The organism is Profundibacter amoris (assembly GCF_003544895.1).
Taxonomy (GTDB): Bacteria; Pseudomonadota; Alphaproteobacteria; order Rhodobacterales; family Rhodobacteraceae; genus Profundibacter; species Profundibacter amoris.
In genome coordinates this window covers 3,435,652-3,447,470 of record NZ_CP032125.1, presented here as the reverse complement: position 1 = coordinate 3,447,470, position 11,819 = coordinate 3,435,652, and the positions used below count along the sequence as shown (strand labels likewise).

At 56.4% G+C, this 11,819-nt stretch carries 14 protein-coding genes; 9 read left to right on the top strand and 5 right to left on the bottom strand.

All coding sequences use genetic code 11. The annotated features are described in order from the left end of the window. Positions 1–50 precede the first annotated feature (50 nt). On the top strand, positions 51–545 hold the full coding sequence (locus BAR1_RS17235) for a L,D-transpeptidase family protein (RefSeq protein ID WP_118944174.1): 495 nt from the start codon (positions 51–53) through the stop codon (positions 543–545). A gap of 15 nt (positions 546–560) precedes the next feature. Here the strand turns inward: BAR1_RS17235 and dalA are convergent, their stop codons facing one another. Beyond that, positions 561–1,070: a divisome-associated lipoprotein DalA gene (dalA, locus tag BAR1_RS17230; protein WP_118944173.1), complete on the bottom strand. Its 510-nt coding sequence runs from the start codon at positions 1,068–1,070 to the stop codon at positions 561–563. Positions 1,071–1,245: 175 nt separating this feature from the next. Here dalA and BAR1_RS17225 point away from each other — a divergent pair, with 175 nt between their 5' ends. Continuing rightward, positions 1,246–1,845: a L,D-transpeptidase gene (locus BAR1_RS17225; RefSeq protein ID WP_118944172.1), complete on the top strand. Its 600-nt coding sequence runs from the start codon at positions 1,246–1,248 to the stop codon at positions 1,843–1,845. Between the two features lie 73 nt (positions 1,846–1,918). Here the strand turns inward: BAR1_RS17225 and hemH are convergent, their stop codons facing one another. After that, the gene (hemH, locus tag BAR1_RS17220; protein WP_118944171.1) at positions 1,919–2,923 is read right to left on the bottom strand and encodes a ferrochelatase; all 1,005 of its coding nucleotides are present in this window, start codon (positions 2,921–2,923) and stop codon (positions 1,919–1,921) included. 51 nt (positions 2,924–2,974) lie between these two features. Further along, complete coding sequence (locus BAR1_RS17215) at positions 2,975–3,814, bottom strand: methyltransferase domain-containing protein (protein WP_118944170.1); 840 nt, start codon at positions 3,812–3,814, stop codon at positions 2,975–2,977. A 50-nt stretch (positions 3,815–3,864) separates the two neighbouring features. Here BAR1_RS17215 and BAR1_RS17210 point away from each other — a divergent pair, with 50 nt between their 5' ends. The 4 genes from BAR1_RS17210 to BAR1_RS17195 are packed head-to-tail and all read left to right on the top strand — an operon-like array spanning position 3,865 to position 6,152. Further along, the gene (locus BAR1_RS17210) at positions 3,865–4,581 is read left to right on the top strand and encodes a ComF family protein (protein WP_118944169.1); all 717 of its coding nucleotides are present in this window, start codon (positions 3,865–3,867) and stop codon (positions 4,579–4,581) included. A 36-nt stretch (positions 4,582–4,617) separates the two neighbouring features. Beyond that, positions 4,618–4,875, top strand: a complete 258-nt coding sequence (gene grxC / locus BAR1_RS17205; protein WP_118944168.1) for a glutaredoxin 3 — start codon at positions 4,618–4,620, stop codon at positions 4,873–4,875. Between the two features lie 3 nt (positions 4,876–4,878). Further along, positions 4,879–5,712: a carbon-nitrogen hydrolase family protein gene (locus BAR1_RS17200; RefSeq protein ID WP_118944167.1), complete on the top strand. Its 834-nt coding sequence runs from the start codon at positions 4,879–4,881 to the stop codon at positions 5,710–5,712. Further along, positions 5,709–6,152, top strand: a complete 444-nt coding sequence (locus BAR1_RS17195) for a MarR family winged helix-turn-helix transcriptional regulator (protein WP_118944166.1) — start codon at positions 5,709–5,711, stop codon at positions 6,150–6,152. Before BAR1_RS17200 ends, BAR1_RS17195 begins: the two co-directional genes overlap by 4 nt. Here the strand turns inward: BAR1_RS17195 and BAR1_RS17190 are convergent. Next, a complete protein-coding gene (locus BAR1_RS17190; RefSeq protein ID WP_118944165.1) occupies positions 6,149–7,471 on the bottom strand; it encodes an acyltransferase family protein in 1,323 nt (440 codons plus the stop codon). The two genes, BAR1_RS17195 and BAR1_RS17190, sit on opposite strands and share 4 nt — an antisense overlap. Positions 7,472–7,547: 76 nt before the next feature. Continuing rightward, positions 7,548–8,291: a bifunctional 2-polyprenyl-6-hydroxyphenol methylase/3-demethylubiquinol 3-O-methyltransferase UbiG gene (ubiG, locus tag BAR1_RS17185; RefSeq protein WP_118944164.1), complete on the bottom strand. Its 744-nt coding sequence runs from the start codon at positions 8,289–8,291 to the stop codon at positions 7,548–7,550. 50 nt (positions 8,292–8,341) lie between these two features. Between ubiG and pip the strand changes: the two genes are divergently transcribed. The 3 genes from pip to BAR1_RS17170 all read left to right on the top strand — a co-directional run bounded on the left by pip (position 8,342) and on the right by BAR1_RS17170 (position 11,819). Beyond that, a complete protein-coding gene (gene pip / locus BAR1_RS17180; protein ID WP_118944163.1) occupies positions 8,342–9,331 on the top strand; it encodes a prolyl aminopeptidase in 990 nt (329 codons plus the stop codon). A 72-nt stretch (positions 9,332–9,403) separates the two neighbouring features. Then, positions 9,404–10,735: a UDP-glucose dehydrogenase family protein gene (locus tag BAR1_RS17175; protein ID WP_118944162.1), complete on the top strand. Its 1,332-nt coding sequence runs from the start codon at positions 9,404–9,406 to the stop codon at positions 10,733–10,735. 43 nt (positions 10,736–10,778) lie between these two features. Continuing rightward, on the top strand, positions 10,779–11,819 hold the full coding sequence (locus BAR1_RS17170) for a glycosyltransferase family 2 protein (protein WP_228408613.1): 1,041 nt from the start codon (positions 10,779–10,781) through the stop codon (positions 11,817–11,819).

The window sequence follows — 11,819 nt, the reverse complement described above, 5'->3', positions numbered from 1 at the left end:
CGGCTGACTTGATATATTGCTATCGAAAAAATAGAGCAAAGCAGGCAAAAATGCGTATTTTCAAAATTCTTATTCTAATTACAGTCGTGGCGACTCTGGGCGCCTGCACATCAAAATTCAAAACCTACAACGGGCCGGAAGTTACCCGTGTGCTGATTTTCAAAGAACAGCGTAAGCTGTATTTGATGAACGGGGATAATTATTTACGGGCTTATGATATTGAGCTGGGCTTTGCACCTGCCGGCCATAAAGAGTTCGAAGGCGATGGGCGCACACCCGAAGGTGAATACACGATTGATCGCCGAAATCCGAATAGTGCGTTTTATTTGTCGATTGGCATTTCTTACCCCAATGCAAATGACCGGGCCGCAGCACGGGCCTTGGGAAAATCGCCGGGTGGAGATATATTTATCCACGGTGGCCGCCGCCCGGGGGATCCGAAACGCCCCGACTGGACAGCCGGGTGCATTTCGGTTTCAAACAAACAGATGCGTGACATCTATGCGATGGTCAATGACGGCACGTCGATTTCCATTTTTCCCTAAGGTGGCTGGCGGTAATTACCCACCAGTAACCATCGTCCACCAGATCTTGCCGTTTTTATCCTGATGCCAGGCAAAACCCATGTCCTTGGCGTTCGGGTCCAGAATAACGGCGCGTGTATCGGGTTTTCCCATCCATGCGCTTAGGGTTTCCAGTTCGGTTTCATAGGTTTCCGAAATGTTTTCGCCCATCATCATACCCGGGTAACCACTACGTTTGACCCGATCCAGCGGCGAAGAGCCATCAGAGCCAAAATGCCACGGGCGGTTTTGCACCGACATATCGCGCGAATGGGTGGCGGCAGCTGCCGTCAGTTGCGCGTTCAGATTTAGACGCGGAGCACCTGCTGCATCACGTAAAGTATTAACAGAATCCAGAACACGCAGCTGGATCTTGGACTTGTTGCCAGCTGATATTCTATAAACCTGTGGTAAAGGTTTACCGTCCGGGCCGAGTCTAGGGCCGGCCGTTTCACAGGCGGAAAGGGCAAAAAGAGCTGCAAAGGCAAGAATGATCAAACGGGACATATAATAAGCCATTTTGTTGTTGGTTGCTTCGAATGTCTGTATATGGAACAGCGTTGCAGATCAAACGCACATTCAAGTGATATGGCAGGTTAACGCTTGTTTGATTTGCGACTGCGGCTTTCGCGCCATATATAGGCGGTGAAAAACGGAGAAATCCGAATAGGAGTTTCGAAAAATGAGTACCAAATCAAACGACAAACTTAATCGGCGTCTTTTTCTGGGGACATCCGTTGCGGCACTGGGCACATTGGCTGCACCCGCATTGGCGCAACCAGGATCAACCGAACTGGAAGCAGATATTTCAGGGTCCGTAACCCGGAACATTTCAAGTTTCCGGTCGTTGCAGTGGCAACCCTATTTCTCTAACCTGAAAAAAGGGGCTGTGCTGGTTGATACAACATCCCGCGCCCTGCATTACTGGTCCGAGGATGAGTCGATCTACAAGCTGTATCCAACCAGCGTCCCAATGACCGAAGACCTGACCCGCCGTGGCAGAACCAGTATTGTAAAGAAAGTTGTTGGTCCCAGCTGGCGCCCGACGGCCTCGATGCTGAAAAGAAACCCTGAATGGCCGCATTACATTCCACCCGGCCCCGAGAATCCGCTAGGCACCCATGCGATGTATCTAAGCTGGCGGTATTACCGGATACATGGAACGCACGATACGCGCAAAATCGGGCGCCGGTCATCGAATGGCTGTATCGGTCTTTATAACCGGCACATTGCCGAACTGTTTGAGCTGTGCAAGGTCGGTACCCAAGTGTTGCTTATTTAAAGCCTTGAACAGCTTTTGAAACCCTGTATCACGTTGAAAGGCGGCAGATTTTCCGGCCGCCTTTTTTCATGCGCTATTCCAGCCAGCCGTTCAGGTTATCCTGCACCAGTTTTGCCAGCACCGCGATATGGGCATCGACATCGTTTAGGCAGGGGATGTAGGTAAACACCTCGCCGCCCGCCTCTTTGAAACTGTCACCGATTTCCTCGTTGATTTCCTCTAACGTTTCGATGCAATCCGCCGAAAAGGCCGGCGCGATTACGGCGATATTTTTCTTGCCGGCTTTGGCCAGCCGTGCAACTTCTTCCACCGTATAGGGCTGCAACCATTCCTCGGGTCCGAATTGGGACTGGAATGTCGTGACCATTTCGGTTTCATCCCAGCCCAGCCGTTCCAGCAACAGTTTCGAGGTCAGCTCGCAATCCTTCAGATAGGGGTCGCCCTCTTCGATATAGCGTTTGGGCATACCGTGATAGGACACCACCAGAATATCGGGGCGTTGGTGCATGTTCGCATAGGCCGTTTCCACCGATTTCGCCAAAGCGTCGATATACATCGGGTCACTGCAATAGGCCGGAACCAGCCGTGCCTGTGGCTGTGGTTTGGCCGCACACATAGCCTGAAAAAAGGCGTCATTGGCGGTGGCGGTGGTGGCACCGGCGTGCTGCGGGTAAAGCGGGAAAAACAGAATGCGGTCACAGCCTGCCTCCTGCAATGCCTGCACCTTGGAACTGGTGGACGGATTGCCGTAACGCATACAGAAATCCACCACAACATCGTCACCATACCGCTGAGTTAGAGCCGCTTTCAGCTTGGCAATCTGCGCTTTGGTGATGGTCATCAGGGGGCTTTCTCCGGCCTCGTGATTCCAGATGGATTCATATGCCTTGCCCGATGAAAACGGGCGTTTGGACAGGATGATAAGTTGCAACAGCGGTTGCCATTTCCATGCCGGATAATCGATCACCCGCTTGTCCGACAGAAATTCGTTCAGATACCGGCGCATCGACCAGTAGTCATAACCGTCCGGTGTGCCAAGGTTGGCAATCAGAACACCCACTTTATTCGTCTTGGTCATCGCAGCTTCCTGTTCGTTGGTCCCACTGGCATAGCGTTTCCCCTGTGTATATCACATGCGCCCCTTTGGCGCGGAGTCCGGCAGGGGCATTTCATCCGTATTCAGCGCATCCGCCAGCCGCGCGGTGGCCGATCCGGGGCGCAGGGGTTTCGGCTGGCTTTCATCCGGCGCCCAGCCGGTCAGATAGATCATTTCGAACGTCGCTTTCACCCGCCCCTCGTCCAGTGTGAAATTGCCTGCGTATATATCGGCAGCTTTGGTGAACAGATCACGCGGCGCGAAGACTTTGCGCCGTTGGGCCAGTGCATTGCCCTCGCCCATTTCGCGCAGGTCCCGCAACAGGGCAAACATATCGCCATAGCTGACCGTGCGCAGATCGGTATCGGCCACCGGCAGGGCAAATCCGGCCCGCTGCAACAAGCCTCCCAAATCGCGGATCTCGCCCATCGGTAGCACGCGCGGAGACAGCCCGCCGGTCAGCGCCACTTCGGCTTCGGCCAGTGCCACGCGCAGTTCGGTCAGGGTTTCCCCGCCAAAACAGGCCCCCAGAAACAGCCCGTCCGGTTTTAACGCCCTCTGGCACTGGATCAACTGCCCAACCGGATCATTCGCCCAATGCAGCGCCATCGCGTGAATCACCAGATCATGCGCGGCAGGTTCCAGTGCCAGAACCTCGTCATCCGGCAGAATCAGGGCATTTTCTGCAAATTCTTCCCAAATTTTCGGAAAAGGCGTGATAATTGCGATCGACGTAAACGTCCTGTTAACCTGTTCCAGTCTTTCCTTGATCTCGAACAATGCCTCTTGTTGCAGGAACATCGCGGAATCTGTGGCACGCGCCCGGAACCGCAACAATGCGGCGCGGTCGGTTAGCGGCGGGGGCTTTTGCATGTGGCACATCCTTTTGGATTTGCCGCGCAATGTATGAGGACTGACAGGAAATGCAATCGGCACTTCAACTGATCTACCCGTCGCAATGTATATCCTGTCGCGATCTGGTTGAAGGGGATGATGCGTTGTGCGGCCCCTGCTGGCGGGATACGCCGTTTATCGGCGGGCTGGTTTGCGACAAATGCGGAACCCCCTTGCCGGGCGAGGATAGCGACGACAATATTCTGTGTGACGACTGCATGACCATCGCGCGGCCGTGGTCGCGGGGGCGCTCGGCGCTGTTGTACAGGGACAACGGTCGCAAACTGGTGCTGGCATTGAAACACGGCGACCGGCTGGATCTGGCAAACCCTGCTGCAACATGGCTGGCGCAGGTGGTTGTGCCGCTACTGCAACCCGAAATGCTGATTGCGCCGGTGCCGCTGCACTGGATGCGTCTGCTGAAACGTCGCTATAATCAGTCCGCCCTGCTGGCGCAGGCCCTGGCGAAACAATTGCGGTTGGCCGATTGTCCCGACCTGCTGACCCGCAGGAAACGCACGCGGTCGCTGGATGGTCTGGGGCGCGATGCCCGTTTCCGGATGCTGGCCGATACAATTGCGGTCAACCCGAAACGCCGCCACCGTCTGATTGGCCGCTCGATCCTGCTGGTGGATGATGTCATGACCTCCGGTGCCACTCTGGCCGCCTGCACCGAGGCTTGTCTGGCCGCCGGCGCCAAAGATGTTTTCACCGTGACACTGGCACGCGTTGCGAAGGATGCATAAATCCCTATAGTTCGGCGAAACTATGGGAATGGAAGAATGCAGACAGTAGAAATCTATACCTCGAACTTTTGCGGGTTTTGTGTGGCCGCCAAACGGCTGTTGAAAAGCAAAGGGGTAGAATTTACCGAATACAACGTGGGTCGCGACCCAGCGTTGCGTCAGGAAATGATGGCGCGGGCCAATGGCGGCCACACGGTGCCGCAGATTTTTATCGGCGACAAACACGTTGGCGGTTGTGACGAATTGCACGCGCTGGAACGCGCGGGAAAACTTGACGCGATGTTGGCGGGGTAGGTTATGAAAGCGGCCCTGATCCAGTTGAATTCGTCTGACCAGCCATCGGAAAATATTCCGGTGGTGGTGGAATTCATGCGACAGGCCGCAAGTGCGGGCGCGCGGTTTCTGCTGACGCCCGAGGTGACGAACTGTGTTTCCGACAGCCGCGCGCACCAGCAAGAGGTGCTAAGCCTCGAGGCCGATGATCCCACCCTTGCCGCCCTGAGGGCCGAGGCCGAGGCGCTGGGTGTCTGGTTGCTGATCGGGTCGCTGGGGTTGAAAACCGGCGATGCGGACGGGCGGTTTGCCAATCGGTCGTTCATGATTTCGCCCAAAGGTGACATCGTGGCGCGTTATGATAAAATCCACATGTTCGATGTGCAGATCAGCGAAACCGAAACTTACCGCGAATCCGGTGGTTACCGGCCCGGTGACCGTGCGGTGATTGCCGATACGGATTTCGGCTGGGTGGGCATGACGATCTGCTATGACGTGCGTTTTCCGCATCTCCACCGTGCGCTGGCACAGAGTGGCGCGAAAATCCTGACCGGCCCCGCCGCCTTTTCGCCGGTGTCGGGCAAGGCCCATTGGGAAACCCTGCTGCGCGCTCGCGCGATTGAAACCGGCTGCTATGTTTTTGCCCCCGCCCAATGCGGCACACATCCGGTCACCAAGGGGCGATCCCGCAGCACTTACGGGCATTCGCTGGCCGTGTCGCCCTGGGGCGAGGTTCTGGCGGATGGTGGCGAAAATGTGGGTCTGACGCTGGTTGATTTCGATCTGGCCGAGGTGGACGCGGCGCGGCGCAAGATACCGTCTTTGTCCCATGATCGCGCCTTCAGGGGGCCACAATGAGCGATACAAACGATCCCCTTGCCGTTGCCCTGTTCAGCGAGATTTTCATGGCTGACCAACTGGCCCGCAACCGCCTGTCCAAGGCGTTGCCAAAGGGGATGGAGCTGTCGCATTTTTCGGTGCTGAACCATCTGGCGAATGTGAACGCCGAACGGTCCCCCGCGCAACTGGCCAAGGCGTTTCACGTCACCCGCGGGGCGATGACCAACACGCTGAACAAACTGGAATGGGCCGGCCATATCCACATCCGCCCCGACTGGGACGACGCGCGGCGCAAACATGTGACCATCAGCCCCTCGGGCCGTGTGGCGCGCGAAGTGGCGTTGAACGCAATCACGCCGATCATTGCCAAGGTTGTTGAAAAAATCGGTCCAGAAAAGGTGCGCGGCGCCCTGCCGGTTCTGCGCGAATTGCGCGATCAGCTGGACGAAAGCATCTAAAAGCGTTTCGTTGCCACCCCGACCCCAAGTATGACCAAGCCAACGGCAATCCAGTTCACACCGATAAAATTATCCGCCGAGATTCCGTTCATCGCCATCATGATCAGGCCACCACAGGTAAGAAACGCCCCCGGAATGGCCTGATACGGACCAGGCTGGCCCTTTTCCGTCGCGCGGCTGCCGGATTCGAATCGCAAGAAGATCAGCACCAGCGGGATTAGCATCGCGATATATAATGCCACCCAGACGGGGCGCATCATCCACCATTGACCGATACCCGGCTCAACCCGCAGGCCGGGGCCACCCAGCCAAACGGCGATACCAACAACAGCAATCATCGCAGTCAGATGCCACAGATAAATCGACATGATCATCTGGTTCAAAACGATCACCCATGCCCAAGGGCGCACGTTTTGCAGCCATTTAGAAACAGGTGCAGTTAGCAACAGGATTGTGCCGATTTGCACACTGCCGACCGCCAACATCGCGGTGGTCGGCGGGCGGGTGTTGGAAATTTCCTCGCCCGGTACACTGACCATCGCGATCGGAAAGCCCAGTTTGGCGATCAGCACATAGAGCCAGACAAGACCCAGCACGATGAACCCCACGGCCCATGTTTTGGCCCTGTGGGTTCCTTGCCACCAATAACCCAGTTGATGCACAGCCAGCCATACAAACCCGTAGTTCGTCCAGCGCAACCAGCCCTGATCATAGCCAAAGGCGATCGTATCCACCGCAATCGCGCCCAGCGCCAGAATGGCGACCGACCACATCCCCAGCTTGTCCCACACCGCCGAAGTGACGGGCACAACATCGGTGATGATGATGTAAACGGCCAAAAACCATACCGGCACCAGAGCCGCTTGCGAAGCATCCCCGATAAATTCGCGGTTAACACCCATACGTCCGGCGATATAGGCCGCCACCGCCCAGATCAGCACCAGCGGCAAGGTGGGTTTCAGCAACCGCGCCAATCGGGTCGAGGCCCAGACGCGTTTCTTTTCCGGATTCCGTTTGGCCGATTCCCAGGACAACCGGTTGGAAAACCCGCCGACAAAGAAAAACACCGGCATTACCTGAAATAGCCATGTGGCATATTGGGTCCAGCGTTGTTCGGCCAGCAGGATGGTCAACGTAACTTCGTCGTTGCGGATCACCGGTGCGACTAGCAACCAGTGTCCCAGCACAACAAACATGATGGCCACAGCGCGGTATAGATCAACGGCGCGGTTACGGGATTCGGGGGTGCGTTCCGCGGCCCAACGGGCCCGTGCCATCATGCCATTGGGCATTGGCGTGTCAGAAATTGTTTTACTCATAATCGCCTGCTCGAATTGTTGCTCTATATACTGTTTTCAGCAACTTACCGTTGAACAGTGAATAATTGCAAGACAATCAGCGTTTCACGCTGGCCGTGACATAGTTCACCGACAGATCCCGATCCGACAGGGACCATGACCACGCAATCGGGTTGAATACGAAACCGGTGCGGTCAACAGGCTCTAACCCTGCGTTTTTGATCAATTCGACCAATTCGCCCGGCGTGATGAACTTGTTCCATTCGTGGGTGCCTTTGGGCAGCCAGCGCATGATATGTTCCGCCCCGATGATCGCCACCAGATAGCTTTTCGGATTGCGGTTGATGGTGGAGCACAGCATCAACCCGCCCGGTTTGAGCAATTTCTGACAGGCCGTCAGATAGGCCAGTGGGTCGGCCACATGTTCGACCACTTCCATATTCAGCACCACGTCGAATTGCTCGCCTGCTTCGGCCAGTGCTTCGGCGGTGGTGTGGCGGTAATCGATATCCAGCCCCTGCTGTTCGGCATGGATCTGTGCCACCGGAATGTTGCCTTCGGCGGCGTCAGCCCCCACAACTTCGGCCCCCAGCCGCGCCATTGGTTCGGACAGCAACCCGCCACCACAGCCGATGTCCAGCAGGCGCAGGCCTTTGAAGGGTTCCGGCGATGTCAGATCGCGGTCAAATTGTTTGGCAATCTGCTGTGTGATATAGTCCAGCCGGCAGGGATTCATCATGTGCAGCGGCTTGAATTTCCCGTTCACATCCCACCATTCCGCGGCCATTGCCTCGAATTTGGCGACTTCTGCGGGATCAACTGTTGTCTGCGCGGCTTGCATTCTGAACTCCATATGCTCAATTAGGGCTGTTACAAACCTATAGGCTTTTTATGGACAGGAACGCAGGGCAAAAAAGCGCAGCCCATTATCTTTTTGCGCAAATCGCACCGTTTGATACGCGGATGCTGGACGTGGGCGATGGCCACCGCATCTATATCGAGCAATGCGGCAACCCCGATGGCGTGCCTGTGGTGGTGTTTCATGGCGGACCCGGCGGCGGCTGTAGCCCTGCGATGCGCCGCTATTTTGATCCGGCGGTTTATCGTATCATTCTGTTTGATCAACGCGGGTGCGGGCGTTCGACCCCGCATGCGGATGTTGAAAATAACACCACATGGCATCTGCTGGCGGATATCGAACGGATTCGCACAACGCTGGATATTGATCGCTGGCTGGTGTTTGGCGGCAGTTGGGGCGCCACGCTGGCGCTGACCTATGCCATCACCCACCCAAGCCGCGTGGCCTATCTGGTGTTGCGCGGGGTGTTCCTGATGACGCGGCGCGAACTGGACTGGTTTTATGGTGGCGGGGCCGGTGCGTTCTGGCCCGACCTGTGGGAAGATTTCGCCAAAATGGTGCCGATATCCGAACGGGATAATCTGATTGTCGCCTACCACAAGCGTCTGTTTGGCGATGACCGCAACACACAGATTGCCTTTGCCCGCACATGGGCCGCTTGGGAAAATGCCCTTGCCTCGATCATCAGCAATGGCCCGACTGCCCAATCCCCCGCCGAATATGCACTGGCGTTTTCGCGACTGGAAAACCACTATTTCTTTAATGGCGGGTTTCTGGAACATGATGGCTGGATCGAACAGAACCTGCATAAAATATCGCATATTCCGGCAACAATTGTTCAGGGCCGTTTTGACATGATCTGCCCGCCGCTTTCGGCGTGGACGGTTGCGCAGGCCATGCTCAAGGCCGATCTGCAAATGATTCCCATGTCCGGCCATGCCCTGTCTGAACCCGAAATTACTGCCGCACTGGTTCACACGATGAACCTGTTGCGGCGCAAACGTGATGTGTTGGGGATGTAAACCGGCGATTTGCCTTGTCGGGGCTGTGTCGGATGCGATACCACGGCCCATAACTTTATCGGAGATTTGGGTATGCGTATTGCGATGATTGGCACAGGGTATGTCGGGCTGGTGTCAGGTGTTTGTTTTTCCGATTTCGGGCATGACGTGGTTTGCGTTGACAAGGACCCCGATAAAATTGCCATGCTGGAACGTGGCGAGGTACCGATTTACGAGCCGGGCCTGGATGACCTGATGGCGAAAAATGTCCGTGACGGGCGGCTGTCCTTTACCGGTGATCTAAAGGCGGCGGTGGCCGGTGCGGATGCCGTATTCATTGCCGTTGGCACGCCGACGCGTCGTGGCGATGGCCATGCCGATCTGACCTATGTCTATGCCGCGGCCGAGGAAATTGCCGATGCGCTGACCGGTTATACCGTGGTTGTCACCAAATCGACTGTGCCGCTGGGCACCAACCGGCAGGTCAAGCGGGTGATCCGCAAGACCAATCCGGATGCGGAATTCGACGTGGCCTCGAACCCTGAATTCCTGCGTGAAGGCGCGGCGATTGACGATTTCATGCGGCCGGATCGTGTGGTGGTTGGTCTGCATAGTGACCGCGCCAAGGATGTGATGGACGATATTTACCGCCCGCTATCCCTGCGCGATTTTCCGGTGGTTTACACCGATCTGGAATCAGCCGAGATGATCAAATACGCCGCCAACGCGTTTCTGGCGACCAAGATTACCTTTATCAATGAAATTGCCGCGCTGTGCGAACGCACCGGCGCTGATGTCAAAGATGTGGCCAAGGGCATGGGTATGGATGGCCGGATTGGCGACAAATTCCTGCACGCTGGTCCGGGCTATGGCGGGTCGTGCTTTCCCAAAGACACCAGCGCGCTGGCGCGGATGGGGCAGGAACATGCGGTACCGATGCAGATCACCGAAACGGTGATCAAGGTGAACGACGAAATCAAGCGCCGGATGATCGACAAGGTGATGGACCTGTGCGACGGCAGTGTGAATGGCAAAACCGTTGCCGTTCTGGGCGTGACGTTCAAACCGAACACCGACGACATGCGCGACGCCCCTGCGTTAACCATTGTGCCCGCACTCGTCGGTGGCGGGGCCAAGGTGCGGGCGGTTGATCCGCAAGGCCACCGCGAGGCCGAACATCTGCTGCCCGGCGTTCACTGGGTCGAGGATGCCTATAAGGCCGCGCATAACGCCGATGTGGTGGTGATTCTGACCGAATGGAACGAATTTCGCGCACTGGATCTGAAGCGTATGGCCCGCAAGATGAACACAGCCCGCATGGCTGACCTGCGCAATGTCTACAGCCCCAAAGACGCCAAGCGCGCCGGCTTTCAGGCTTATGTTTCCATTGGTCGCAAAGACATGCGCATAGACAAAGACGGCTAAAACCCCGATTATGGGGTAAGTGATTGGTTATTAAGGGCAGTTCGTGAATATCCTTGCGATAACATCCATGCGCAACGAAGGGCCGCATTGCCTGGAATGGATCGCCCACCATCTGGCGGCGGGGGTCGGGCATTTCCTGATCTACACCAATGATTGCGACGATGGTACCGATCTGATCATGGACGCGCTGCAAAACGCCGGATTAGTGACACATATCCGGCAAAAACCCACCGGAAAACGTACCGTGCAATGGCAGGCGCTGAAACATGCGGGGGATCATCCGCTGGTGGCGGATGCGGATTGGGTTCTGATCACGGATAGCGATGAATTTATCAACCTGCGCCCGCCGCTGGCCACATTGCAGGATATGATTACAAGGTTGCCCAAGGGAACGGATGCGGTGGCGATGCCGTGGCGGCTGTTTGGCAATGCGGGGCAGATCGAAATGCGGGACGCGCTGACGACCGAGACCTTTCTGCGCGCCGCGCCGCTTGGCAACTGGTTGCCCACCACGCATTTTTTCAAATCCCTGTTTCGCCCCGCCGCGTTTCGCCAGTTGGGGGTGCATCGCCCCAAGCGAAACAAGGACCGCGTGCCGAACTGGGTGGACGGGGGCGGGAACCCCCTGCCCGGATGGTTTGCGAAGAAGGATGCGCGGATCAATCTGTTCGGCCTCGGGGTCAGCAATGCGTTGGTGCAATTGAACCACTATTCCCTGCGTTCGGCGGAATCCTTTATGGTGAAGCGCGCGCGCGGGTTGCCCAACCGGACGGATCGTGAAATCGGGCTGGGCTACTGGATCGAGCGCAATTTCAACACGGTTGAGGATGACAGCATCCTGCAAATGCTGCCCGCCACCAAGGCAAAGCTGCAAGAGCTGATGGAGATTGAATCAGTCTCTAACCTGCATGAAAATGCCTTTCTTTCCCATAAATCACGGTTTCAGAAGATGATCGAGGATCAGGACAATATCGAACTGTTCTGGCATTTGGCGATCTGTGGTGACAGCAAACCACCCGCTTACGAATTATACCGCACGCAAATTGACCGCTATTTGAAGGCAATACAGAACGATGGCAAATAA